Source organism: Mycobacterium colombiense (genome assembly GCF_001665835.1).
Taxonomy (GTDB): domain Bacteria; phylum Actinomycetota; class Actinomycetes; order Mycobacteriales; family Mycobacteriaceae; genus Mycobacterium; species Mycobacterium colombiense_A.
Map to the genome: position 1 here is coordinate 190,919 of NZ_LZSX01000073.1, position 23,415 is coordinate 214,333.

Annotated in this window: 27 protein-coding genes; 12 read left to right on the forward strand and 15 right to left on the reverse strand. The window is 68.2% G+C overall.

The genetic code is table 11. The features are described 5' to 3' along the window. From A5760_RS15825 to A5760_RS15835, 3 genes are all read right to left on the reverse strand, one after another. Nucleotides 1-741 carry an SDR family NAD(P)-dependent oxidoreductase gene (locus A5760_RS15825; protein ID WP_064882364.1) on the reverse strand — a complete coding sequence of 247 codons (741 nt, stop codon included), beginning with the start codon at nt 739-741 and terminating at the stop codon, nt 1-3. A 69-nt stretch (nt 742-810) separates the two neighbouring features. Beyond that, nucleotides 811-1,608, reverse strand: a complete 798-nt coding sequence (locus tag A5760_RS15830) for a family 1 encapsulin nanocompartment shell protein (RefSeq protein ID WP_064882365.1) — start codon at nt 1,606-1,608, stop codon at nt 811-813. After that, a complete protein-coding gene (locus A5760_RS15835) occupies nt 1,605-2,615 on the reverse strand; it encodes a Dyp-type peroxidase (protein WP_064882804.1) in 1,011 nt (336 codons plus the stop codon). Before A5760_RS15835 ends, A5760_RS15830 begins: the two co-directional genes overlap by 4 nt. Before the next feature lie 77 nt (nt 2,616-2,692). Here A5760_RS15835 and A5760_RS15840 point away from each other — a divergent pair, with 77 nt between their 5' ends. Continuing rightward, nucleotides 2,693-3,952 carry a M18 family aminopeptidase gene (locus A5760_RS15840; RefSeq protein WP_064882806.1) on the forward strand — a complete coding sequence of 420 codons (1,260 nt, stop codon included), beginning with the start codon at nt 2,693-2,695 and terminating at the stop codon, nt 3,950-3,952. Nucleotides 3,953-3,971: 19 nt separating this feature from the next. After that, nucleotides 3,972-4,319: a VOC family protein gene (locus A5760_RS15845; RefSeq protein ID WP_064882366.1), complete on the forward strand. Its 348-nt coding sequence runs from the start codon at nt 3,972-3,974 to the stop codon at nt 4,317-4,319. Here the strand turns inward: A5760_RS15845 and A5760_RS15850 are convergent. Further along, entirely contained in the window at nt 4,313-4,906 is a 594-nt protein-coding gene (locus tag A5760_RS15850) for a TetR/AcrR family transcriptional regulator (protein ID WP_064882808.1), read from the reverse strand. The two genes, A5760_RS15845 and A5760_RS15850, sit on opposite strands and share 7 nt — an antisense overlap. A gap of 83 nt (nt 4,907-4,989) precedes the next feature. On the opposite strand from A5760_RS15850, the gene A5760_RS15855 reads away from it, so the two are divergent. After that, the gene (locus A5760_RS15855) at nt 4,990-6,057 is read left to right on the forward strand and encodes a phosphotransferase (RefSeq protein ID WP_064882367.1); all 1,068 of its coding nucleotides are present in this window, start codon (nt 4,990-4,992) and stop codon (nt 6,055-6,057) included. A gap of 5 nt (nt 6,058-6,062) precedes the next feature. Here A5760_RS15855 and A5760_RS15860 read toward each other — a convergent pair whose 3' ends face one another. After that, nucleotides 6,063-6,458 (reverse strand): nuclear transport factor 2 family protein, encoded by a 396-nt coding sequence (locus A5760_RS15860; RefSeq protein ID WP_064882368.1) that lies wholly within the window; start codon nt 6,456-6,458, stop codon nt 6,063-6,065. Nucleotides 6,459-6,582: 124 nt separating this feature from the next. Here A5760_RS15860 and A5760_RS15865 point away from each other — a divergent pair, with 124 nt between their 5' ends. The 3 genes from A5760_RS15865 (at nt 6,583) to A5760_RS15875 (ending at nt 10,380) form a co-directional block, all read left to right on the forward strand. Then, nucleotides 6,583-7,371: a helix-turn-helix domain-containing protein gene (locus tag A5760_RS15865; RefSeq protein WP_064882369.1), complete on the forward strand. Its 789-nt coding sequence runs from the start codon at nt 6,583-6,585 to the stop codon at nt 7,369-7,371. A 62-nt stretch (nt 7,372-7,433) separates the two neighbouring features. After that, complete coding sequence (gene purL / locus A5760_RS15870) at nt 7,434-9,731, forward strand: phosphoribosylformylglycinamidine synthase subunit PurL (protein WP_064882370.1); 2,298 nt, start codon at nt 7,434-7,436, stop codon at nt 9,729-9,731. A 19-nt stretch (nt 9,732-9,750) separates the two neighbouring features. Then, nucleotides 9,751-10,380 carry a CPBP family intramembrane glutamic endopeptidase gene (locus A5760_RS15875; protein ID WP_064882371.1) on the forward strand — a complete coding sequence of 210 codons (630 nt, stop codon included), beginning with the start codon at nt 9,751-9,753 and terminating at the stop codon, nt 10,378-10,380. A 7-nt stretch (nt 10,381-10,387) separates the two neighbouring features. On the opposite strand, the gene A5760_RS15880 is transcribed toward A5760_RS15875, so the two are convergent. Then, complete coding sequence (locus A5760_RS15880) at nt 10,388-11,602, reverse strand: MCE family protein (protein ID WP_064882372.1); 1,215 nt, start codon at nt 11,600-11,602, stop codon at nt 10,388-10,390. Nucleotides 11,603-11,621: 19 nt separating this feature from the next. On the opposite strand from A5760_RS15880, the gene A5760_RS15885 reads away from it, so the two are divergent. The 3 genes from A5760_RS15885 (at nt 11,622) to purM (ending at nt 14,841) form a co-directional block, all read left to right on the forward strand. Then, a complete protein-coding gene (locus A5760_RS15885) occupies nt 11,622-12,011 on the forward strand; it encodes a sterol carrier family protein (RefSeq protein ID WP_064882373.1) in 390 nt (129 codons plus the stop codon). 137 nt (nt 12,012-12,148) lie between these two features. Then, a complete protein-coding gene (gene purF / locus A5760_RS15890; RefSeq protein WP_064882374.1) occupies nt 12,149-13,675 on the forward strand; it encodes an amidophosphoribosyltransferase in 1,527 nt (508 codons plus the stop codon). A 71-nt stretch (nt 13,676-13,746) separates the two neighbouring features. After that, nucleotides 13,747-14,841 (forward strand): phosphoribosylformylglycinamidine cyclo-ligase, encoded by a 1,095-nt coding sequence (gene purM / locus A5760_RS15895; protein ID WP_064882375.1) that lies wholly within the window; start codon nt 13,747-13,749, stop codon nt 14,839-14,841. A gap of 66 nt (nt 14,842-14,907) precedes the next feature. Here purM and A5760_RS15900 read toward each other — a convergent pair whose 3' ends face one another. Both A5760_RS15900 and A5760_RS15905 read right to left on the reverse strand, forming a co-directional pair. Beyond that, nucleotides 14,908-15,093 carry a DUF3073 domain-containing protein gene (locus A5760_RS15900; protein ID WP_064882376.1) on the reverse strand — a complete coding sequence of 62 codons (186 nt, stop codon included), beginning with the start codon at nt 15,091-15,093 and terminating at the stop codon, nt 14,908-14,910. A gap of 146 nt (nt 15,094-15,239) precedes the next feature. Next, nucleotides 15,240-16,334: a YgfZ/GcvT domain-containing protein gene (locus A5760_RS15905; protein WP_064882377.1), complete on the reverse strand. Its 1,095-nt coding sequence runs from the start codon at nt 16,332-16,334 to the stop codon at nt 15,240-15,242. A gap of 109 nt (nt 16,335-16,443) precedes the next feature. On the opposite strand from A5760_RS15905, the gene A5760_RS15910 reads away from it, so the two are divergent. Next, nucleotides 16,444-17,301, forward strand: coding sequence for an aminodeoxychorismate lyase (locus tag A5760_RS15910; RefSeq protein WP_082279485.1), 858 nt, complete (start codon nt 16,444-16,446; stop codon nt 17,299-17,301). Nucleotides 17,302-17,548: 247 nt separating this feature from the next. On the opposite strand, the gene A5760_RS15915 is transcribed toward A5760_RS15910, so the two are convergent. The 7 genes from A5760_RS15915 to lmeA all read right to left on the reverse strand — a co-directional run bounded on the left by A5760_RS15915 (nt 17,549) and on the right by lmeA (nt 21,448). Next, nucleotides 17,549-18,205, reverse strand: coding sequence for an FABP family protein (locus A5760_RS15915; RefSeq protein WP_064882379.1), 657 nt, complete (start codon nt 18,203-18,205; stop codon nt 17,549-17,551). Nucleotides 18,206-18,351: 146 nt separating this feature from the next. Beyond that, nucleotides 18,352-18,654 (reverse strand): DUF1416 domain-containing protein, encoded by a 303-nt coding sequence (locus A5760_RS15920; RefSeq protein WP_007777644.1) that lies wholly within the window; start codon nt 18,652-18,654, stop codon nt 18,352-18,354. Between the two features lies 1 nt (nt 18,655). Continuing rightward, nucleotides 18,656-19,489 (reverse strand): sulfurtransferase, encoded by an 834-nt coding sequence (locus A5760_RS15925; RefSeq protein WP_064882380.1) that lies wholly within the window; start codon nt 19,487-19,489, stop codon nt 18,656-18,658. Between the two features lie 36 nt (nt 19,490-19,525). Continuing rightward, nucleotides 19,526-19,996: a DUF4395 domain-containing protein gene (locus A5760_RS15930; protein ID WP_064882381.1), complete on the reverse strand. Its 471-nt coding sequence runs from the start codon at nt 19,994-19,996 to the stop codon at nt 19,526-19,528. A 104-nt stretch (nt 19,997-20,100) separates the two neighbouring features. Next, the gene (locus A5760_RS27790; RefSeq protein WP_364298402.1) at nt 20,101-20,214 is read right to left on the reverse strand and encodes a putative leader peptide; all 114 of its coding nucleotides are present in this window, start codon (nt 20,212-20,214) and stop codon (nt 20,101-20,103) included. A gap of 5 nt (nt 20,215-20,219) precedes the next feature. Then, a complete protein-coding gene (locus A5760_RS15935; RefSeq protein ID WP_064882382.1) occupies nt 20,220-20,639 on the reverse strand; it encodes a thioredoxin family protein in 420 nt (139 codons plus the stop codon). Continuing rightward, nucleotides 20,636-21,448 (reverse strand): mannan chain length control protein LmeA, encoded by an 813-nt coding sequence (lmeA, locus tag A5760_RS15940; RefSeq protein WP_064882383.1) that lies wholly within the window; start codon nt 21,446-21,448, stop codon nt 20,636-20,638. The genes A5760_RS15935 and lmeA overlap by 4 nt, the downstream gene beginning before the upstream one ends. A gap of 177 nt (nt 21,449-21,625) precedes the next feature. Here lmeA and A5760_RS15945 point away from each other — a divergent pair, with 177 nt between their 5' ends. Both A5760_RS15945 and mshD read left to right on the forward strand, forming a co-directional pair. Continuing rightward, nucleotides 21,626-22,405, forward strand: coding sequence for a winged helix-turn-helix transcriptional regulator (locus A5760_RS15945; protein ID WP_064882384.1), 780 nt, complete (start codon nt 21,626-21,628; stop codon nt 22,403-22,405). Next, the gene (gene mshD, locus A5760_RS15950) at nt 22,402-23,337 is read left to right on the forward strand and encodes a mycothiol synthase (RefSeq protein ID WP_064882385.1); all 936 of its coding nucleotides are present in this window, start codon (nt 22,402-22,404) and stop codon (nt 23,335-23,337) included. Before A5760_RS15945 ends, mshD begins: the two co-directional genes overlap by 4 nt. Nucleotides 23,338-23,415 lie beyond the last annotated feature (78 nt).

Sequence of the window (23,415 nt, forward strand, 5' to 3'; positions counted from 1 at the left end):
TCAGGCGACGATTGCTTGCTGCCCTCCGGTTGCGTGCAAGATAGCGCCGTTGACATAACTGGCCTCCGGAGAGGCGAGAAAGACCACTGCACTGGCGATTTCACTCGCATCGGCCACCCGCTTCAGGGCGGTGATCGCCGCAATGGTGTCGAGGACACCCGGAAGTGCCGCGGCCCCGGGCGTGTCGGTCGGCCCCGCGGCCACCGCGTTCACCCGCACGCCCGCCTCGCCGAATTCATCGGCCCAGACACGCGTCAGCTGCTCTACGCCGGCTTTGGTGGCTCCGTAGATCCCCGCCCCGCGTGTTGCCACCGACGCGGCGAGGGTGCTCACGCTGACCACGGCGCCGTTGCCCCGAGCGGCCATGGCCGGCACCAACTGCTGCACCAGGATGTACGGCGCACGCAGGTTGACGTTGACGTGTTCGTCGAAGGTCGCGTCGTCGGTGTCCGCCGTGGGGCCGAACTCGTAGATGCCGGCGTTGTTGATCAGGATGTCCACCGGCCCCGCCTCGGCGGCCAACCGCCGGACATCGGCGGCGACGTTGAGGTCGGCCGCGACGAAACGCGCCTTGCCACCGGCATTTTCAATGTCTCGAACGGTTTTGGCGCCGCGTTCGGCATTGCGGCCCTGCACCACGACCTCGGCGCCGCGAGTTGCAAGCTGCAATGCGATTTCGCGGCCGATCCCCGATGTCGCGCCGGTCACCAATGCGGTCGAGCCGGCCAAAGTTGTTGCCATCGAAACCCTGCCTCCAAGAGAGAAGTTCGTTTTCTCTCCGGGTAAGCAGTGGCTCGCCGGTAATTATTCCTACGGGCTGAGCGGGACGGCCGCCTCCGCGGTGTAGCACAGGAAGGTGAGCGTCTCCTGGAGATACAGCTGCACGGTGTCCGCGTCATGGCTGGTGTACCCGATGGACACGTCGTGCCCGAGCTGCAGGTCGAAGTCGCCGCCGCGGGTGGTCAGCACGAAGGCACCGTCGATGGCCGGCGCCCAGATGATGTCTCCGGGGACCAGCCGGTCGATGTGCTCGAGGATCGGATAGCCGTGTTCGGTCGTCTCGCTGACCCGCGTGTAGACGTCGGCGGACAGCAGCACCGAGTAGGGGCCGTCGACACCGGCGAGCCGGAGTTCCGAGATCGCCTGGGTGATGACGTCGGGAATCTCGCGCGGATCCGCCGGCAGGGTCAGCGACTTGTTCGAGCTGGCGGAGCGGATGCCCTCGATGGATGCCGCGGCGTAGCCCTCGAAGATGGCCCGGTCTTCGACGAACGCCAGCTTCTTGGCGGCATCCTTGACCGGGTCCCAGTCGGAGTCGTTGGCGCCGCGCTCGACGTTGTCGATCTCGTAACGCGACAGGGTGAACGGAACCCGCAGTCGGACAAGGGGTTTGCTTTCCCGCAGGTGAGCCTCCACCCCGTCGGTGGGGGACGCCACGTTCGCCAGCCGGCCGGTGCTCACCGCGGCGGTCACCGGTCCGCCGGGCTCGCTGACGTCGACCACCCGGCGCCCGGCGATGTGGCGTTTGAAGGTGCGGGTCGCCTCCAATTCGATTTCGTCCCAGGCGGCTTCGGTGACCGGTGCCAGATCGCGGTAGAGGTTGTTCATGACGTGGTTCCTTTCAGGCTGCCGATCGAAAGTGAGCCGTTCTGTGCAACAGTCGTTTCCGCCGCCGGCGCTTCGGGCAGCGGCGGCGGATCGTCGAGAAAGTCGAGGGTGGGGGAGAAGAACAATCCGCCGGTGACGGCCGTGGAGAAGTCCAGGATGCGGTCGGTGTTGCCGGGCGGATCCCCGAGGAACATGTTGCGCAGCATCCGTTCGGTGACTTGCGGTGTGCGCGAATAGCCGATGAAGTACGTGCCGTATTCGCTCTTGCCGAGCTCGCCGAACGGCATGTTGTGCCGCACGATCTTCAGCTCGGTGCCGTCATCGTCGGTGATCACGTTGAGGGCGATGTGGGCGTTGGCCGGCTTGACGTCGTCGTCGAGCTCGATGTCGTCCAGCTTGGTGCGGCCGATCACGCGCTCCTGCTCGGTGACCGGGATCGCATTCCACGACGACATGTCGTGTACGTACTTCTGCACGTGCACATAGCAAGAGCCGGCGAAGTCGGGGTCCTCGTCGCCGACCGCGGTGGCGCTGGTGGCCAGTGCGCCGTCCGGGTTCTCGGTGCCGTCGACGAATCCGAGCAAGTCGCGGTTGTCGAAGTAGCGGAAACCGTGCACCTCGTCGACCACGGTGACCGCACCGGCCATCGATTTGAGGATCCGGTCGGCCAGCTCGAAGCAGACGTCCAAGCTCTCGGCCCTGATGTGAAACAACAGATCCCCCGGTGTGGCGGGCGCGGTGTGCCGCGGTCCGTTCAGCTCGGGAAACCGATGCAGTTCGGCGGGCCGCGGTCCGGAGAACAGGCGATCCCACGCGTCGGAGCCGATCGAGGCGATCGCCGACAACCGTTTCTGCGGTTCGCGGAAACCGATCGCGCGCACCAGCCCGGGAATGTCGGGCAGCGCGTCGTGCACCGCCGCCTCGCCGCCGTCGTCGACGGTCACCACCAGGAAGATCGCCGCAGGCGTCAACGGCGCGAGGACGGGCTGCGGCTGAACCGGAGGCACATGGGCGACCTTAGCAAGGAGCCGCGCAATCAGGCCCAGCGTGAACTGCGCCGTCACCGGCAGCCATGATGGTGAACATGTCGGCCAGCGCCGCAGGCCTCTGCGAATTCATCGACGCCTCCCCGTCGCCGTTCCATGTCTGCGCCACCGTGGCGGGCCGGCTGCTTGCCTCCGGGTACACCGAACTCCGCGAATCCGACCCGTGGCCCGCTCAACCGGGCCGCTACTTCACCGTTCGCGCCGGCTCGCTGGTCGCATGGAACAGCGTCGAGTCCAGCGGGCCGTTCCGGATTGTCGGCGCGCACACTGACAGTCCCAATCTGCGAGTCAAGCAGCATCCCGACCGGGCCGTCGCGGGCTGGCAGGTGGTCGCGCTGGAGCCGTACGGGGGAGCCTGGCTCAATTCGTGGCTGGACCGCGACCTCGGGATCAGCGGCAGGTTGTCGGTACGTGATGGCAGCGGTGTCGACCATCGACTGGTCCGGATCGACGACCCGATCCTGCGCGTGCCGCAGCTGGCCATCCATCTGGCCGAGGATCGCAAATCGCTGACGCTGGATCCGCAGCGACATGTCAACGCGGTGTGGGGCGTTGGCGACCAAGCGCGATCGTTCGTGGGCTATGTCGCCGAGCGGGCCGGGGTGGCGCCGGCCGACGTGCTGGCCGCGGATCTGATGACGCACGACCTGACTCCCGCCAGGGTGATCGGCGCCGACACCGACCTACTGAGCGCGCCCCGGCTGGACAACCAGGCGAGTTGCTATGCGGGGCTGGAGGCGCTGCTGGCCGTGGAGCGGGCCGGCGCCTATCTGCCCGTGGTGGTGCTTTTCGATCACGAGGAGGTTGGTTCGTCGTCGGATCACGGCGCGCAGTCCGACCTGCTGGGCACCGTGCTGGAGCGCATCGTGCTCGCCGCGGGCGGCAGCCGCGAGGACTACCTGCGGCGCCTGTCGGCCTCCTTGCTCGCCTCGGCCGATATGGCACACGCCACCCACCCCAACTACCCGGAGCGGCACGAGCCGGGTCATCCGATCGCGATCAACGCCGGGCCGGTGCTCAAGGTGCACCCGAATCTGCGCTACGCCACCGACGGCCGGACGGCGGCGGCCTTCGCGCTGGCGTGCGAGCGGGCCGGAGTTGGGCTGCAGCGCTACGAGCATCGTGCCGACCTGCCGTGCGGGTCGACGATCGGGCCGCTGGCCTCGGCCCGGACCGGCATTCCCACCGTCGACGTCGGCGCCGCGCAGCTGGCGATGCACTCCGCGCGCGAGCTGATGGGCGCGCATGACGTGGCCGCCTACTCGGCCGCGATGCGGGCTTTTCTAGCAGCCGAGTGACGGCCTAACGTCGGGCGGTATGGCGCTCAACGTGGAAATGGTCACCTTCGATTGTGGCGATCCGGCGACGTTGGCCGGATGGTGGGCCGCGCAGTTTGGCGGTACTACGCAAGAACTCCTTCCCGATGAATTCGTCGCGGTGACGCGGCCGGAAGGTCCCCGGCTCGGATTCCAGAAAGTGCCCGAACCGACTCCGGGCAAGAATCGCGTACACCTCGATTTCAGCGCGGCGGACGTCGACGCCGAAGTATCGCGGCTGACTGCGGCCGGGGCCACCAAGGTGGGCGGACGCAAAATCAGCGATGAGTTCCGCTGGGTGGTGCTGGCCGACCCGGAGGGCAACGTGTTCTGCGTCGCAGGTCAGTGATCGACCGATACGCCGTTCAGCAGTGCGTCGAGCAGACCGTCGAATCGTCGCGTGCTGCGATCGCCCGGATGCGTCAGCGCGTCGAAGAGCAGCGTTCCGATGAGGGCATCCGCCACGGCATCGAGGTCGGCGTCGGCGCGCAGTTCGCCGTCCGCAACGGCACGCCGTAGCCGGGTCATCAATCCCTCGAGCTGCGGCGCGCTGAGCTGTCGGTAGAGATCGGCGCCGTCGGCCGGGCGCGCGGCCGACGCGGCGACCAACGCCCTGACCAACGCGGCGTTCGGCGGCTCGGCTAAGAATTCCGCGTGCTCATCAAGCCAACGCTGCAGATCGGCGTGCACGTCCCCGGTCTCGGCGACGGGGAAGGACCCCGATCCTCCGTACGCTTCCAACACCGCCTCGGCGACCAACGGGGCTTTCGACGACCAGCGCCGGTAGAGGGTCTTCTTTCCGACGCCGGCCCGGGTGGCGACGCTTTCCATCGACAGCTCGGCGTAACTGCCGGTGGTGAGGAGTTCGCGGGTGGCCGTGAGGATCGTCTGATTCAGCCGGGTGTCCCGCGGCCGGCCCACCCGTTCGTCGGGCAGTGGCGGCGGGCGGTCGGATTGGGCTACCTTCATCCCGACAGTGTAGGAAACGATACGTGTCGTTTCTAGGAAGGGGCTCGCGGGTGAGCGCTATTTCGTTGTCGGTGCCCAGGACCTGGGACGACATCACCCCCGAATGGATGTCGGCGGCGCTGGCCGCGCACTTCCCGGGCGCGCAGGTCGACACGGTAGGCGTCGAACTTCGCGATGACGGCACCAACCGACGTGCCCGGTTGCGTGTCACCTACCGCGATGGCGCGGGTCCCGCGACCGTCTTCGTCAAGGCCGCCGATCCCGCGCACAAGGCCCTGATTCGCTTGACCAGCGGCATGTTCCACGAGCCGCGACTGTTCACCTGCGGAGTGGATTTGCCGCTCGAGCATCCCGCGGTCTACACCGCGCTGATCGACGAGGCCGACTACGACTTCGTTCTGGTGATGGAAGATCTGCGCGCCCGCGGCGCCGATCCCCGCGACGGCACGCGGCCGATGACCGTCGACGAGGTCGCCACCGGCGTGCGGGGCCTGGGCCGGATGCACGGCAAGTATTGGGGAGAGCGCGTGCGGCGCGAGCCCGCGCTGCAGTGGCTCGAACCCTTCGTCACCTGGGAGGGCATGCAGGCGGCACCATTGCCAGTCGCGCTGGAACGCCTCGGCGCCGACGCGCCGCGCGAGGTCATGTCGTTGACCATCGACGGGCTGATCGAGTCGATCTGGAAGCCCTACATCCGGACGCTGACGACCTCGCCGCAGACCCTGCTGCACGGCGATCCGCACATCGGCAACACCTATCTGCTGCCGAGCGGCGAGGTCGGGTTCCTCGACTGGCAGGTGGCCCGCCGGGGCAACTGGTCGCTGGATCTCGGCTACTTCCTGCAGGGCGCCCTGACCGTCGAGGATCGCCGGCGCAGCGAGCGCGCGCTACTCGAGGAGTATCGCGACGCGCTCGCCCTGCCGGTCGACGAGATGCCCAGCGCTGATGAGATCTGGTTGCGTTACCGGGCATCGGTGGCACACGGACTGACGCTGTGGCTGGTGACCGCCAGCGCCGGGGAGTGGCAGCGCACCGACGTCTCGGTCGCTCTGGCACAACGGTATTCGTTCGCCTACGCCGACCTCGAGGCGGCGGCCGCGCTGGCCGAGATCGCCTAGCGGTCTCAGCCCTGGTCGAGGAAGAGCGGGTCGTAGCGGATGACGTTCTCCACCACGATCCCGTTGCGGGTGCGCACGCGGTCGATGCCCCGGATCCGGAAAGGTCCGTCCGGGCCGGTGCCCCGACCGACGTAGTGCAAGAACACCAGTTCCTCACCTTCGGCGGCGGCGGGGACGGTAGCGCTGTCGATCACCTCGAGCCGCAAATCCGGTGCGGCCTCGAGCAATTCGGCGATTTTCGCCGTGTATGCCTCGATCCCCCGCACCGGCTCCGGATCGCCGGGCCAGTAGCCGACGATGTCCTCGGCGAGGATGTCGAAGCCGCGCGACATGGTCGGTGCGGCCCAGTATGCCGCGAAAACCTCGGCGCTGAACTTGGGCGCGGATTGGACGTCTGTCATGGTTCCTCCTTGGATCGGGCGCTCCGATCGAGCGCGTACAGCAAGCGTGTCGCCGCGTTGTGCGGCCCCGCAATTACCTCCGAGGTCATCGCCGTGAGTGCGCCGGCGTGGTTACCGTTGCCTGGTGGGCCATGCGGCGGTTGGTGAGTTGTTGCGCGAATGGCGGACGCGCCGACGGGTGAGTCAGCTCGATCTGTCGCTGAGTGTCGGTGTGTCGGCGCGGCATCTGAGCTTCATCGAGACGGGACGCTCGCGCCCCAGTCCGGAAATGGTGCTCACCCTGGCCGACGGCCTCGATATACCGCTGCGGGAACGCAACACGCTGCTCCTCGCCGCCGGTTTCGCGCCGCGCTACCAATCGCGCCCGTTGGAGGATGCCGCACTCTCCCCGGCTCGGGACGCGGTGCAGCGCCTGCTCGATGCGCACCATCCCTACCCGGGCATCGTCATCGACCGGTGCTGGAACATCGTGGGGACCAACGCGGCAGCCTCCGCACTGACCACCGGCCTACCCGAGAAGCTGCTGGGCCCGCCGGCCAACGTCTACCGGTTGTGCTTGCACCCCGACGGCCTGGCCGGGCGAACCCTGAATTTCCCGGACTGGGCCGGCTACCTGCTGCATCAGTTGCGGCGCACCATCGCGCTCACCGACGACCCAGAATTGGCGGCACTCGACGAGGAGGTACGCGACTACCCAGGGGTCGCGGCCGCGGCCGACGCGCGGCGCGCACCCCCGGATAGCGCGTCGTTGCTGATCCCGTTCGTCCTCGACGTCGGTGGGGGTCGACGGTTGTCGATGTTCACGACGCTCACCACGTTCGGGACCCCGCTCGACGTCACCCTCGCCGAACTGGCCGTCGAGTTGTTCTACCCCGCCGACACCGAAAGCGCAGACCTGCTTCGCGGCGGATAGGTACCGCCTGACTGAAGGGCGGCGAAAGCGCCTGCACGCCGCCCAGCCCTAGACTGTCTGGCGTGACTGTCTCCGGGACGAGTGCGCGCACCCAGGCCATCGACACCGTCGAGCACGCCGCCACCACTCCCGACGAACCGCAGCCCTTCGCCGAGCTGGGCCTCAAAGACGACGAATATCAGCGCATCCGCGAGATCCTCGGCCGTCGCCCCACCGACACCGAGCTGGCGATGTACTCGGTGATGTGGAGCGAGCACTGCTCCTACAAGTCGTCCAAGGTGCACCTGCGCTACTTCGGCGAGACCACCACCGACGAGATGCGCACCGGGATGCTGGCCGGCATCGGCGAGAACGCCGGCGTCGTCGACATCGGCGACGGCTGGGCGGTCACCTTCAAAGTCGAGTCGCACAACCACCCGTCCTACGTCGAGCCCTATCAGGGTGCGGCCACCGGAGTCGGCGGGATCGTCCGCGACATCATGGCGATGGGCGCGCGGCCGGTCGCGGTGATGGACCAGCTTCGGTTCGGCGCCGCGGACGCGCCGGATACGCGCCGCGTGGTCGACGGCGTGGTCCGCGGTATCGGCGGATACGGCAACTCGTTGGGCCTGCCCAACATCGGCGGCGAGACCGTCTTCGATGCGTGCTACGCCGGCAACCCGTTGGTGAACGCCATGTGCGTCGGTGTATTGCGCCAGGAGGACCTGCATCTGGCCTTCGCCTCCGGCACCGGCAACAAGATCATCCTGTTCGGTGCCCGCACCGGGCTGGACGGCATCGGCGGGGTGTCGGTGCTGGCGTCCGAAACCTTCGACAGCGCGGGTTCCCGCAAGAAGCTGCCTTCGGTTCAGGTCGGCGACCCGTTCATGGAGAAGGTGCTCATCGAGTGCTGCCTCGAGCTGTACGCCGGTCACCTGGTGGTCGGCATCCAGGACCTGGGTGGCGCCGGATTATCATGCGCCACTTCAGAATTGGCGTCCGCAGGCGACGGCGGGATGGCGATCCAGCTCGAGACCGTGCCGCTGCGCACCAACCAGATGACGCCCGCGGAGATCCTGTGCAGCGAGTCCCAGGAGCGGATGTGTGCCGTCGTCACCCCGGAAAACGTCGACGCCTTCATGGCGGTCTGCCGCAAGTGGGACGTGCTGGCCACAGTGATCGGCGAGGTCACCGACGGCGACCGGTTGCGGATCACCTGGCAGGGCCAGACGGTCGTCGACGTGCCGCCGCGCACCGTCGCCCACGAAGGCCCGGTTTACCAGCGCCCGGTAGCCCGTCCCGACACGCAGGACGCGCTGAACGCCGACAGCTCGAGGCGGCTGCCACGGCCGGCCACCGGTGACGAACTGCGCGCGACTTTGCTTGCGCTGCTGGGCAGTCCGCACCTGTGCAGCCGGGCATTCATCACCGAGCAGTACGACCGCTACGTGCGCGGCAACACCGTGCTGGCCGAGCACCCCGACGGCGGCGTGCTGCGCGTCGACGAAACCACCGGCCGCGGCATCGCCCTGTCGACCGACGCGTCCGGCCGCTACACGAAGCTGGATCCCTACACCGGCGCCCAGCTCGCCCTCGCCGAGGCCTACCGCAACGTCGCCGTCACCGGGGCGGCCCCGGTCGCGGTGACCAACTGCCTGAATTTCGGTTCGCCCGAAGACCCCGGAGTGATGTGGCAGTTCTCGCAGGCGGTACGCGGCCTGGCGGACGGCTGTGTGGCCCTGGGCATTCCGGTGACGGGCGGCAACGTCAGCTTCTACAACCAGACCGGATCGACGGCGATCCTGCCCACCCCGGTGGTAGGGGTGCTCGGCGTCATCGACGACGTCGGCCGGCGCATCCCCACCGGTCTGGGCACCGAGCCCGGGGAAACCCTGATGCTGCTTGGGGATACGGCCGACGAGTTCGACGGTTCGACCTGGGCGCAAGTGACCGCCGACCATCTCGGCGGGCTGCCGCCCAAGGTCGACCTGGCGCGCGAGAAGCTGCTGGGCGAGGTGCTGCGTTCGGCGTCGCGCGACGGCCTGGTGTCCGCGGCGCACGACCTGTCCGAAGGCGGCCTCGCGCAGGCCATCGTCGAAGCCGCCCTGGCCGGCGAAACCGGTTGTCGCATCGTGCTTCCCGAGGATGCCGACCCGTTCGTGACGTTGTTCTCCGAGTCGGCGGGCCGCGTGTTGGTGGCGGTGCCGCGCACCGAGGAGAGCCGGTTCCGTTCGATGTGCGAGGCGCGGGGACTGCCGGCGATGCGCATCGGCGTGGTCGACCAGGCGTCCGACGCGGTGGAGGTCCAGGGACTGTTCACGGTCTCGCTGGCCGAACTGCGCGAGACCTTCGAGGCGGTGCTGCCGCGGCTCTTCGGATGAGTGCCCGCGGCGAAACCTGATGTCTGACAGGCATTTCCGTCGGACCTTCGCGTTGTCCCTGGCCGCCGCCCTGGTCGGCTGGAGCTTCATCAGTCCCCGGTTGCCGGCCTCGTGGCGAGCGGTGCTGCAAGCCGGCGTGGTCGGCCTGCTGGTGTCGATAACGCGTGCGCCCCTGGGCCTGGGTCCGCCCCGGCTACGGGCCGGCCTGCGGCTGGGGTCGCTGGCCGCGGTCCCGACTGCTTGCGCGGTCGCGGCGACAACCCTGCTGCCTCCGGTGCGCCGATCGATGGCCGGCCGCGAGCCACCGGCGACGGCGCCGGACTGGCTGCTGCTGCGGATACCGGTGGCCACCGTGTGGTCGGAGGAGTCCGCCTTTCGCGGGGCGCTGGCCGCCGCCGGCTCCGCCGCTTTCGGGCCACACGGCGGACGGTTGTTGCAGGCCAGCGCTTTTGGTCTGTCGCACATCACCGATGCGCGCGCGGCGGGTGAGCCGGTGGCCGCAACCGTGCTGGTCACCGGGATCGCGGGCTGGCTCTTTGGTTGGCTGGCCGACCGGTCGGGCAGCCTGGCCGCACCCATGCTCGCGCACCTGGCCATCAACGAAGCCGGGGCGATCGCCGTGCTGGCCGTGCAGGCGTCGAACCGCTGACCCGTCGTCACGGATTGATGGTGTAGTCACCCAGTTGGCGGCCCCACACGAAATCGACCGCGAGTGGCGAGCCGACTTCGAAGTGGTTGTAGGGAGCCATGCTTGCGCCGGCGTCCATCACCAGGAACGGGGCGGGCCACAATTCTCGGGTGATCTTCTGCCAACAGCCGGCTCGTCCGCCGGGGCCGCCCCTGGCGTTGGTGCGTGGCAGGTTCTCCGGCCAGATGTACGGGTTGGGGGCCCCGGCGATGGCGCCCGAGGCGTGGGCGCCCAGCGAGTAGCCGTTATCGCCCAGCGCGTTGTGGATTCTCGGTGCGACCTCATCGAAATTATGGATGGTGCAATAGATTTCGGGGCTGTACTCGTCGAGCAGTTGACTGCTGGGAACCAGGTCGGCGGCGCCGCGGACGAAGAATGGTCCGCTGCGCCCGAAGACGTCGGCGCCGGCGTCGCCCAATCCGGCGGCCGCCAGCAGGGCGGCATCGAGGTCGCGTTGCTGGGCGTTGAGGGTGCGCGCGGTGGTCACCACGTGATCGAGCGCGTCCCACAGGTCGGGGGAGGCGCGCGCGTAGGTATCGCCCAGGGCCGCAAACCGCTGAACGTCGGTGCGCAGGGCCGGCATCCGGGGGTTCAGGTCGTCGAGGATGGCGTTACCGTTGACCAGCGAGGCGCCGAATTTTTCGCCCAGTGCCGTCAGCGACTGGGCGGCCGCGCTGAGCGTGAGGTTCACCTTGACCGGATCGATTTTCTCCGCGATCGAGGTGAGCGTCTCGAAGAGGGTGTTGAACTCGGTTGTCACCGACGTCGCATCGATCACGATCGAGGGCGTGATCGATTGCGCCGCAGGGTTCGTCGGTGCGCTCAGCGCCACATATTTGTTGCCGAACACCGTCGTTGCCTTGACGGCGGCCGCCACGTTGGCCGGGATCCGCTTGACGTATTTCGGGGTGATGTCCAGGACCACCCTGGCGGCCGGCTTGCCGTCATGCGTCGTCTCCGAGATGCTCGACACCCGGCCGATCTGTACCCCGTTGTAGGTGACCTTGGAGCCGGGATCCATCACCAGGCCCGCCCGCGGGGCCACCATCGTCAGCTTCGTGTTTTGCGTGAGATCGCCCCGAAATTGCAGATAGAGAAGCGACCCGATCAACCCCGTGACCACGATCGTCACCAGACCGGCGACCTTGTACGGCGGCCGCGCCCGTGAGCGACGGGGCTCCATGATTTTGAGACCCTAGGGCATGGCCCCCCGCGACAAAGCCGATCCGGCGAAGACCCGGCAGGCCGTGTTGGCCGTCGCGGACTGGCTCCTCGACGAATCCCGTCCGGTGCCCGACCGGCAGGAATTGGCGACGGCCGTGCGGCTGACCGCCCGCACCCTGGCCGCCGTGGCGCCCGGGCGAAGCGTGGAGCTGCGCATCCCGCCGTTCGTCGCCGTGCAGTGCATCGCCGGGCCCACACACACCCGGGGCACGCCGCCCAATGTGGTGGAGACCGACCCGCGGACCTGGCTGTTGCTGGCCACCGGAAAATCGTCGTTCGCCGAGGCGCAGAGCACAGGTGTACTGCGGCTTTCCGGCTCGCGAGCCGGTGAGATTGGACACTGGCTGCCCCTGTTCGATGTGGGCTGAACATAACCCTGAACTGCAGGTTTAGGGAATTTCACCGGCAATTCGCCGGTCAACACGCCCGGCGGATTCGTCGGCGCGGCCACGGTGCCCGTAGACTCCGTTACGTCACCAACCGTTCCCCGGGGAGCTGCCTAATCGTGACCGTTCAAGAGCCCGAAGAGGATTTCAGCGCACCCCGTGAAGAATGCGGTGTATTCGGGGTCTGGGCCCCGGGCGAGGACGTCGCCAAACTCACCTATTACGGCTTGTACGCACTGCAGCATCGCGGCCAGGAAGCCGCCGGCATCGCCGTCGCCGATGGATCCCAGGTGCTGGTCTTCAAAGACCTCGGCCTGGTCAGCCAGGTATTCGATGAACAGACGCTGGGCGCCATGCCGGGCCACGTCGCCATCGGCCACTGCCGCTACTCGACCACCGGCGACACCACCTGGGAAAACGCGCAGCCGGTGTTCCGCAACACCGCAGCCGGCACCGGGGTTGCGTTGGGACACAACGGGAACCTGGTCAACACCGCCGAGCTCGCCGCCCGCGCCCGCGACGAGGGGCTGATCGCCAAGCGCGCCCCGGCGCCGGCGACCACGGACTCGGACATCCTGGGCGCGCTGCTGGCCCACGGCGCGGCGGACGCCACCCTGGAGCAGGCGGCGCTGGAGCTGCTGCCGACCGTGCGCGGGGCGTTCTGCCTGACCTTCATGGACGAGAACACCCTGTATGCGTGCCGCGATCCGCATGGGGTGCGGCCACTTTCGCTCGGACGGCTGGATCGCGGCTGGGTGGTGGCCTCTGAAACGGCCGCGCTCGACATCGTCGGCGCCTCGTTCGTGCGTGACATCGAACCGGGCGAACTGCTGGCCATCGACGCCGACGGCGTCCGCTCCACGCGCTTCGCCAACCCCACCCCCAAGGGCTGCATCTTCGAGTACGTCTACCTGGCGCGACCGGACAGCACGATCGCCGGCCGGTCCGTCCACGCGACCCGGGTGGAGATCGGTCGCCGGTTGGCCCGGGAGCGTCCCGTCGACGCCGACCTGGTGATCGGCGTGCCCGAGTCGGGCACGCCCGCCGCGGTCGGATACGCGCAGGAGTCGGGCATCCCCTACGGCCAGGGCCTGATGAAGAACGCCTACGTCGGGCGCACTTTCATCCAGCCGTCACAGACCATCCGCCAACTCGGTATCCGGCTGAAGCTCAACCCGCTTCGCGAGGTCATCCGCGGTAAGCGGCTCATCGTCGTCGACGACTCGATTGTGCGCGGAAACACCCAGCGTGCCCTGCTGCGGATGCTGCGCGAGGCCGGCGCCGTCGAAGTGCACGTCCGGATCGCGTCGCCCCCGGTCAAATGGCCCTGCTTCTACGGCATCGACTTCCCGTCGCCGGCCGAACTGATCGCCAACGCGGTCGAAGACAAGAAGGAGATGCTCGAAGCGGTGCGGCACGCCATCGGCGCCGACTCGCTGGGCTACATCTCGCTGCGCGGCCTGGTCGCGGCCTCCGAACAGCCGGCCTCCCGGCTGTGCACCGCGTGCTTCGACGGCCAGTATCCGATCGAACTGCCCGGGGAATCCGCGTTGGGCAAGAACGTCATCGAGCACATGCTCGCCAATGCCGCGCGCGGCTCCGGCCTCGACGATCTCGCGGCCGACGAAGTGCCCGTCGTGCACTGAGGGGACTCGGTTGCACACCTTCACCGACGTTTGATACCGGCCGTCAGCGCCGCCCGGTAGCCTTTATCGCGATGACGGATCCCGGAAAGAGCCCCGGACGCCACCACGGCAGTCAGGGCATCACCTACGCGTCGGCCGGGGTGGACATTGAAGCCGGCGATCGCGCCGTCGAACTGTTCAAGCCGCTGGCCACAAAAGCCACGCGACCCGAGGTTCGGGGCGGCCTGGGCGGATTCGCCGGCCTGTTCGCGCTACGCGGCGACTACCGCGAGCCGCTGCTCGCGGCGTCCACCGATGGCGTCGGCACCAAGCTGGCGGTCGCCCAGGCGATGGACAAGCACGACACCGTCGGGCTGGACCTGGTCGCGATGGTGGTCGACGACCTGGTGGTGTGCGGCGCCGAACCGCTGTTCCTGCAGGACTACATCGCGGTGGGCCGCACGGTGCCGGAACGGTTGAGCGCCATCGTCAGTGGCATCGCCGAGGGATGTGTGCGGGCCGGCTGCGCGCTGCTGGGCGGCGAGACGGCCGAACATCCCGGTCTGATGGAACCGGACCACTACGACATCTCGGCCACCGGCATCGGTGTCGTCGAGGCTGACGATGTGCTCGGGCCCGACCGGGTCAAACCCGGTGACGTCATCATCGCGATGGGCTCGTCCGGCCTGCACTCCAACGGATATTCGCTGGCGCGCACCGTGCTGCTCGAGATCGACCGGATGAACCTCGAGGGTTATGTGGAGGAATTCGGCCGCACCCTGGGTGAAGAGCTGCTCGAACCCACCCGCATCTATGCCAAGGACTGCCTGGCGCTCACGGCCGAAACCCACGTCCGCACCTTCTGCCACGTCACCGGCGGCGGGCTGGCCGGCAACCTGCAACGCGTCATCCCGCACGGGCTGGTCGCCGAGATGGACCGCGGCACCTGGACGCCTGCTCCGGTGTTCGCCATGATCGCCCAGCGCGGCCGGGTGACGCGCGAGGAGATGGAGAAGACGTTCAACATGGGCGTCGGCATGATCGCCATGGTGGCTCCCGAAGACACCGATCGCGCTCTGGCCATCCTGACCGCCCGGCACTTGGACTGCTGGGTGCTGGGCACCGTCGGCAAAGGCGGAAAAGAGGGCCCGCGGGCCAAGATGGTCGGTCAGCACCCGAGATTCTAGGGAGCTCGTACCCGATACAACTAACGCGGCGCCGGTGCACTACGCATCGGCGCCCGGGCGTTGGCTCTACCGCCGCCAGCTGTCCTGGTCGTCCCAGGATTCGTCGGATCCGTCGCTGCCCAGTCCGTTGGACTCGTCCGAACCCGTTCCGGACAGCTCTTGCTGAAGCCGCTCGAAGTCGGTCTGCGGAGAACTGTATTTGAGTTCTCGAGCAACCTTGGTCTGCTTTGCCTTAGCCCGGCCGCGGCCCATGGGGGAACCCCCTCGCGCAATAACGGAGCGGCCTAACGAGTAGGCGGCTCCGATCTCCTGGTGTCGTATTGTCCTGCCAACAGTTTACCGTGCCCCGCCACCGGGCGTTGGCGCCCCCTGCTTGCTGTGGCGGACGTTACCGTTCATTATCCCGCACCGCCCCGTAACCGTTCAACAGCTAACCGCCCGGCGCCGATCTGCTCGGTTTCAGGCAGGGAATCGGCATCGATCACCGCAGCCACCGAGGCCTCCGCTCCGGTCGCCAATTCCGTGTCGGCGGGCAGCCCGCGCTTCAGCAGTGCCAGCGCTATGGGGCCGAGATCCACGTGGTCGACCACGGTGCCGAGCCGGCCGACCGTGCGCCCGCCCGCCAGCACCGGATCCGCGGTCGACGGCCGGTCCACCGACCCGTCGAGGTGCAGCAGCACCAGCATCCGGGGTGGCCTGCCCAGGTTGTGCACCCGTGCGACCGTCTCCTGCCCGCGGTAACAGCCCTTGTCCAGGTGGACGGCCCCTGCGCCGGGGCCACCGATCCATCCCACCTCGTGCGGAATCGTGCGCTCATCGGTGTCGACCCCGAGGCGGGGCCGCACCGCCGCGACGCGATGGGCTTCGTAGGCCCACACCCCACTGGATCGCACCCCGGCCTCCGTCAGGCGATTTCGCCAATCGCCGACCGCGGCGCGCGGAACCAGCAGGTCCAGCTCGATCTGACCGGCCGGGGTGCCCGGCATCCGCCGCACGAACCCGTCGCCGACGGCAACCGCAGTCAGCTCGGCCGGCAGCGCGTCCACCCCGAGCGCGTCGAGAACGGCCTGGTCAGCCAGCTTCGGCCCGAGCAGCGACAGCACGGCCAGATCGGCACCGGCCGGGGTGACCTCCGACCAGAACACCATCTTGCGCAGGTATTGCAGCAGCGGCTCGGCCCGCCACGGCTCGGTGTCCAGGTAGGTGGTGGCGGCCAGCTCGGTCTGGATCCAGTGATCCTCGACGCGGCCCTGGCCGTCGAGGCTGAGGTTCTGCGTGCTGGCGCCGTCGGGCAGGTCGCTGACGAATTGCGTCGAAATGCTGTGCAACCAGGTCTGCCGGTCGTTTCCGGTCAGGGTGAGCACGCCGCGGTGCGAGCGGTCGACCAGTATCGCCTCGGTGTCGGTCGCACGCTGCTCGCCGAGCGGGTCGCCGTAATGCCAGATCGCTCCGGCGTCGGGTCCGGTCTCGGGTGCGGGAACAGCGCGGGTCACGAGTCAACTCTACGGATCGGCCGGCGCTTGCGGCCCTGCGTGGCCGCGCTTGCGGTCGCGGGCCTGGGGTCATTGGATAGGCTTCTCCACCATGGCCGGCCCAACGGGTGTGATCGTCACGCTGGACGGCGAAATACATTCGCCCGACGCGCCCCTGCTGCACGCCGACGACCTGGCTGCGGTCCGCGGCGACGGTGTCTTCGAGACGCTGTTGGTCCGCGACGGCAGGGCCTGTCTGATCGAGTCGCATCTGCAGCGGCTGACCCAGTCGGCCGCGTTGACCGATCTGCCCGGGCCGGATCTGCCGCGGTGGCGAAGCGCGATCGAGGTAGCCACCCGGCGGTGGTGCGCGGGCAGCGCCGACGAGGGCGCGATGCGGTTGATCTACAGCCGCGGGCGCGAGGGCGGTTCGGTGCCGACGGCGTTCGTCATGGTCAACGCCGTTCCCGAACGGGTGACGGCGGTCCGGCGGGGCGGGCTGGCGGCGATCACGCTCGACCGCGGGCTGCCCGCCACTGGTGTCGATGCGATGCCGTGGCTGCTGGCCGGCGCCAAGACCCTGTCCTACGCGGTCAATATGGCGGCCCTGCGCCATGCCGCCCGTCAGGACGCCGGTGACGTCATCTTCGTCAGCACGGACGGCTACATCCTGGAAGGCCCACGCTCGACAGTGGTGATCGCCACCGCCTCCGAGACACCATGCCTGCTGACACCGCCGCCGTGGTATCCGATCCTGCGCGGCACCACTCAGCAGGCCCTGTTCGAGGTGGCCAGGGACAAGGGCTATGACTGCGACTACCGGGCGCTGCGCGTCGCGGATCTGGATGCCGCCCAAGGTGTTTGGCTGATCTCCAGCATGACCTTGGCCGCCCGCGTGCACACCCTCGATGGCCGCCCGCTGCAGCCGTCACCGATGGCGACGGACTTCGCCGAACTGATCGACGCCGCCGTCGTCAGCGATCGCTGAGCGCTGAATTCTGTTGTCGGCTGGCCGATCCGCCGGTACGGTCGGTCGTACACAAGGAAGGAGGTGGTCCGCGAAATTGATAGCTTCATGGACATGTGAGGTGGCTGCGCGCTAGCAGCACCTGCTCGGAAGAGCTGGCGTCACAAGTGCGCTAGCGAATTCCCCGCAGTCACCCGGCCCCCGAGCTTCCGGTTTTTGTCCAACCAGGAACACGGCTCGGGGGCCGCTCCATGTCTGGAGGTCGTTACTAGCCGGCGAAGCGGGACAGCCGTGCCGAGAGATGCGGCACCAGACCGCCGTCGGCGTCCACCCGCTCTTCGACGTAGGCGAGGTCGCCGCCTTCGACGATGCCGTAGAGGCGTTTTGCACCGCCGACCAGCATGCCCGACCTGCTGCGGGCCAGCGCGTCGGTGACGAGCTCCCACGACGACTGGGTCAGCGGGCGGCCGTAGAACAGTTCGACGTAGCCCGCCGAATTGGCCAGCAGCAGTTCGATCGCGTGCGATTCGCCGGGGTCGTCGGGATCCGTGACAAAGCGCCAGAAACCGGTCTCGCGCAGGCCGCGTTCTTGGTAGTCGCCCGTCTCGCTGAGCCGCCAGGAGCGGGCTTCCCAGTTCAGGTAGTCGCCGCCGTCGTGCGAAACCACGATCTGCTGGCCGAACCGGTAGTCGCCGTCGTTCCCACGGCCTTCGCCTTCGCCGCGCCACACACCGACCAGCGGCAGCAGCGCCAGCAGGTCATCGCTCAGGTTGGCGCCTTCGCGCAGGTTCGCGGTGTCGGCGGGCAGGGGCAGGTCATCGTAGGACGGGATGTTGCGGCCGGCGGTCAGCTTGGCGCGCTCAGCGGCGGCGGCCACCGCCCGGTCGCCGGATCCGGCGGAACTCAGCGGTTCTTCGGGACTCACGACTCGTCAGTGATGAGCCGATAGAGGGTGTACAGGGCGAACCATGAAATCACCACGACCGCCACAACCAGCATGATCTCGAAGAACAGCACCACGGGGACAAGTCTATTCGTCCCGCGGCGTCCCCGTCGGGGGCGGCCGGCGGGTCAGGCGATCTTGACGTCGACCTCGTGGATGCCCGCACCGGACGGCGCCACCACGGCGTCGCCGTTGCCGGCCTTCGACAGGGCACGCAGGGTCCAGGATCCCGGCGCGGCGAAGAACCGGAAGTCACCGGTGGCCGACGCCACCACCTCGGCGGTGAACTCGTCCGAGGAGTCCAGCAAGCGGACGAACGCGCCCCCCACTGCCTGGCCCTCGCCATCCACGACGCGACCGGTGATCACCGTTTCCTTCTCCAGGTCGACGCTGGCGGGCAACGTCAGTCCTTGTTTCGGTGCAGAGCACATATCAGCTTCCCAACTCGATCGGGGCACCCACCAGGGAGCCGTATTCCGTCCAACTGCCGTCGTAGTTCTTCACATTCCGATGCCCGAGCAATTCATAAAGAACAAACCAGGTGTGCGACGACCGCTCGCCGATGCGGCAGTAGGCGATCGTTTCCTTTTCGCCGTCGAGGCCGGCGCCGGCGTAGAGCTTGGCCAGCTCCTCGTCGGACTTGAAGGTGCCGTCCTCGTTCGCGGCCTTGCTCCACGGCACGTTGATGGCGCCGGGGATGTGGCCGGGCCGCTGGCTTTGCTCTTGCGGCAGGTGCGCGGGCGCCAGGATCTTGCCGGAGAACTCGTCGGGGGAGCGCACGTCGACCAGGTTCTTGACGTTGATGGCGGCGATGACGTCGTCGCGGAAAGCCCGGATGCTGTTGTCCGGTGCGGCGGCGGTGTACGACGTCGCCGGCCGGCTGACGGTGTCGCTGGACAGCGCGCGGCCGTCGAGCTCCCATTTCTTGCGGCCACCGTCGAGCAGCTTCACCTTGTCGTGGCCGTACAGCTTGAAGTACCAGTAGGCGTAGGCGGCGAACCAGTTGTTGTTGCCGCCGTAGAGGATCACGGTGTCGTCATTCGAAATGCCCCGCTCGCTGAGCAGCTTGGAGAACTGCTGAGCGTCGACGAAGTCGCGTTTGACCGGGTCCTGCAAGTCGGAGCGCCAGTCCAGCTTGATCGCGCCGGGGATGTGGCCGGCGTCGTAAGCGCTGGTGTCTTCGTCGACTTCGACGAAGACGACGCCTGCGGCGTCGAGATTGCTCTCAGCCCAGTCGGTGGAGACCAGGACGTCGGAGCGTGCCATGGAGTGGATCCTTTCAATCGCTTTTGTTACAGCAGGTCAGGTAGGACGCGCAGGGCGTCGGAAGCGGGCCACCAGCGGGTAGAGCTGGCAGCCCAGGCAGATGCCGAAGGCCGCATTGAGAAACGCGGCCGCGAGGGCGGCCGCGGTGGCGATGACGCCGAATAGGACGGCGCCGGTGGCGAATCCGGCGGTGCCGAGCACCGCGAAGATCAGGCCGACTAGTTGGGCGAACTTCAGCGGTGGAGTCGGTTCGCGATCCTGCACCGGGCCCAGCCGCGGCGCGACGACGGTGGCGAAGATGCGGCCGTACGGGTGCTTGCGCGGCCCCGCGGCCGCGCCGACGGCGAAGATGACGGCTTGGACGGCCAGGATCACCGCGGCGGCCGGCGGACTTGCCGCGGACACGGCCAGCGCGAGCACCAAGACTGCGGTGGTGACCCAAGCTGCGAATCGTGGTCCGCGCACGTCGACCAGGTCGGGCTGCGTGGTGGTGTTGCTGCTTGGCAAGGTACTACTCCTCGATACCTCTGTTGCTGACGGAAACGACGAATGGAGACGTGCCACGGTCTGGAACCCGGGCCGCTCCGAGTGCTACGCGGAAGCGCGGCTACTCAGCAGCAACAGCAACAACAACAGCCCGCAGTGCGGCACAGTTCAACTGCGCGACGCTGGGTGAGCATGGGCTCGAGGCGGGCTAACACGTCGGTCAGCTTACCCAATGACACGGTGGTCAGGCCAACAGCGGTTTCAGGGCGGACCGCAGGTCGGCGCTGCTGGGCACTCCGGACGTGCGGTATCGCTGCCGGCCGTCGACGTCGAAGATCAACGTGGTGGGCAGGGACAGGACCGAATACCGGCGTGCGGTCTCCGGATTGGCGTCCAGGTCGACCTCGACGTGTGCCACGTCGACCAGGTCGTCGCAGACCTGCTCGACGACCCGGCGGACCCGATCACACGGCCCGCACCACGGGGCGCTGAAATGCACCACGGTCGGCCCGCTGCGGGACAGCCCCAGCGCCGCGATGTCGGCGTCGGTGTCCCGATCCGGCTTCGTGTCGATTTCCCGGATGCGTCCGGAGCGCCGGGTCAGCAACCACCCGGCCAGAGCTGCCGCGGCGAGCACCGCGACGATCACGACGATGACGGTCATGACTGCTTAAACCCATCGAGGGTCACGGTTACTCCATGGGTGATGCCCTCGATGATGACGTCGGATCCCCGAGCGCCCTCGGTGGTCGGCGCGACACCGAAAGGCAGGCGCTGATTGGGCAGCCTTCCGCTGAACGCGCGCAGCACAGCGTCCTGCTTGTCCGCCGGCACGGTCTGGTTGGCGGTATCCGAGCCGGTGAGCACGCCGGTCGGGGTGAACACCAGCGTCGCCGGGTCATCGGGGGCGATGGACAGGTCGACCGAGACGCTGACCCGGCGATCGAAGCCCGCCGATTTGGGTGTGCCCGTGAACACCAGCCCGTGACTACCCGAGATGCCCGATGCGGTCACGCCGCCGGTGGAGGTGTTGGTTTCCTTGGGCGGCGCCTCCACCATCAGGTCGCTGATGCCCATGAACCGGCCCAGGTGCGTCGAGTCGACGATGATGCGGCTCTCCAGCTTGCCCACCGCGAGCTTCGCGTCCGGGCTGATCAGCCACGACGCCCGGGCGAGGTCCACCGAGTACATCGTGGCCTCCAGGGTGGCCCTGCCGGTCATCGCGTGGTCGACGGCGTTGGCCTTGATCTCCACCTGGCTGTAGTTGCCGCGCATCGCCTGCGGAATGAAGGGAAATGCCACGATGGCCACGAACGGGTCGGTGCCCAGCTTGGCCGCTTTACGGACGCTGGACGACAGCCGGTATTCGGCGTAGATGCTGGTCCCGTAGTCGAAACCGATCGCGCCCAGGGCGACCACCGCAACCAGGATCGCCGTCACGGTCACAGCAATCAGCAACTTGCGCACCCGCACATTGTGGCGTAACACCAAAGGGCCGGTCGCCGCCGGATCGGTAGTGGTGGGGCTCACACCGGCTCGTCTGCCACGCGAAACAGCCAGGTGACACGTTATCGTTAGATGACCTGGTAACTAACGCTTAATGGCGTTGTGAAATTGGGAGATGCCGTTCCCCCGAGCTGGAGGGGCTAGTTGGAGCTACTACTGCTGACCTCGGAGCTTCATCCCGACCCGGTCCTGCCGTCGTTGTCCCTGCTTCCGCATGCCGTACGGACGGCGCCGCCAGAACCTTCTTCGTTGCTCGAGGCCGGGACCGCGGACGCGGTGCTCGTCGACGCGCGCACCGATCTGTCGTCGGCGCGCGGACTGTGCCGCCTGTTGAGCACCGCCGGCCGGTCGGTCCCGGTGCTGGCCGTGGTGAGCGAGGGCGGGCTGGTGGCCGTCAGCTCGGACTGGGGCCTGGACGAGATCCTGCTGCCCACCACCGGGCCGGCCGAGGTCGACGCGCGGCTACGGCTGGTGATTGGCCGTCGCGGCGGGCTCGCGGACCAGGAGAGCGCCGGCAAGGTCAGCCTGGGCGAGTTGGTGATCGACGAAGGCACCTACACCGCCCGGCTGCGGGGCCGCCCGCTGGATCTCACCTACAAAGAATTCGAACTGCTCAAGTACCTGGCTCAGCATGCCGGGCGGGTGTTCACCCGCGCGCAGCTGCTGCATGAGGTCTGGGGATACGACTTCTTCGGTGGCACCCGCACCGTGGACGTGCACGTGCGCCGGCTGCGGGCCAAACTCGGTCCCGAGTACGAGGCCTTGATCGGCACCGTCCGCAACGTCGGTTACAAGGCCGTCCGCCCGGCGCGGGGCCGCACACCGGTCGCCGAGCCCGACGAACCCGACGAGGCCGACGCCGAATCCGAATCCGAATCGCAGGACGTCCAAGACCCGTTGGTCGATCCGTTGCACACGCAGTGACGGCGCCCGACTGGCGCCGGACGCTGACCGTCGAAGAGCAGCGGGGCGTACGCGAACTCGTCAGTGCGGCAACCGAATCCGATGGAGTCGCGCCCGTTGGCGAGCAGGTGCTGCGCGAACTCGGCCACGACCGCACCGAGCATCTGCTGATCACGAATCCCGCCCCGGCCGGCGACGCGATCGTCGGTTACCTCAACCTGAGCCCGCCACGCGAAGGGGAGACCGGGATGGCCGAACTCGTGGTGCACCCGCAGGCGCGCCGCCGCGGCATCGGGTCCACGCTGGCACGCGCGGCGCTGGCCAAAACCGGTGCGGGAAACCGGTTCTGGGCGCACGGCACGCTCGAGCCGGCCCGAGCGACCGCGTCGGCGCTGGGACTGGCGCCCGTGCGGGAACTGATGCAGATGCGACGCTCGCTGCGCGATCTACCCGAGACCGTGCCGTCGGTGCCCGGGGTCATGATCCGCACTTATGCGGGCAGCGCCGACGACGCCGAGCTGCTGCGGGTCAACAATGCCGCGTTTGCCTACCATCCCGAACAGGGCGGCTGGACGGACGTCGAGCTGGCGGAGCGCCGCAACGAACCGTGGTTCGACCCGGCGGGGCTGTTCCTGGCGTTCGACGACTCCGGCAGCGACCAGCCCGGCACGCTGCTGGGTTTCCACTGGACGAAGGTGCACCTCGATCGGCCCGGGCTGGGCGAGGTATACGTCCTGGGCGTCGACCCGTCGGCGCAGGGCCGCGGGTTGGGGCAGGCGCTGACCGCCGTCGGCATCGACTGGCTGGCGCGACGCCTGGCCGACGCCCCCGACCCCACCGTGATGCTCTACGTGGAGTCGGACAATGTCGCCGCGGTGCGCACCTACCAGCGCCTGGGCTTCATCACCTACAGCGTCGACACCGCATACGCGGTCGTACCCGCGGCCAACTGAGCGCGGGTACGAGCGGCACCTACCCAGATCGTTAATCTGGTTCTGGCCACCGACGTTGCTGTGGGCCGCGTCGGCGCA

Bases quoted from the DNA above. Each gene is read 5' to 3' on its own strand.
- A5760_RS15860 (WP_064882368.1), bottom strand. From the start codon at position 6,458: ATGACAGACGTCCAATCCGCGCCCAAGTTCAGCGCCGAGGTTTTCGCG.
- A5760_RS15880 (WP_064882372.1), bottom strand. From the start codon at position 11,602: ATGGAGCCCCGTCGCTCACGGGCGCGGCCGCCGTACAAGGTCGCCGGT.
- A5760_RS15840 (WP_064882806.1), top strand. From the start codon at position 2,693: ATGTCGGCCAGCGCCGCAGGCCTCTGCGAATTCATCGACGCCTCCCCG.
- A5760_RS15845 (WP_064882366.1), top strand. From the start codon at position 3,972: ATGGCGCTCAACGTGGAAATGGTCACCTTCGATTGTGGCGATCCGGCG.
- purM (WP_064882375.1), top strand. From the start codon at position 13,747: ATGACGGATCCCGGAAAGAGCCCCGGACGCCACCACGGCAGTCAGGGC.
- A5760_RS15825 (WP_064882364.1), bottom strand. From the start codon at position 741: ATGGCAACAACTTTGGCCGGCTCGACCGCATTGGTGACCGGCGCGACA.
- A5760_RS15920 (WP_007777644.1), bottom strand. From the start codon at position 18,654: ATGTGCTCTGCACCGAAACAAGGACTGACGTTGCCCGCCAGCGTCGAC.
- A5760_RS15900 (WP_064882376.1), bottom strand. From the start codon at position 15,093: ATGGGCCGCGGCCGGGCTAAGGCAAAGCAGACCAAGGTTGCTCGAGAA.
- A5760_RS15885 (WP_064882373.1), top strand. From the start codon at position 11,622: ATGGCCCCCCGCGACAAAGCCGATCCGGCGAAGACCCGGCAGGCCGTG.
- A5760_RS15830 (WP_064882365.1), bottom strand. From the start codon at position 1,608: ATGAACAACCTCTACCGCGATCTGGCACCGGTCACCGAAGCCGCCTGG.
- A5760_RS15875 (WP_064882371.1), top strand. From the start codon at position 9,751: ATGTCTGACAGGCATTTCCGTCGGACCTTCGCGTTGTCCCTGGCCGCC.
- A5760_RS15935 (WP_064882382.1), bottom strand. From the start codon at position 20,639: ATGACCGTCATCGTCGTGATCGTCGCGGTGCTCGCCGCGGCAGCTCTG.
- A5760_RS15925 (WP_064882380.1), bottom strand. From the start codon at position 19,489: ATGGCACGCTCCGACGTCCTGGTCTCCACCGACTGGGCTGAGAGCAAT.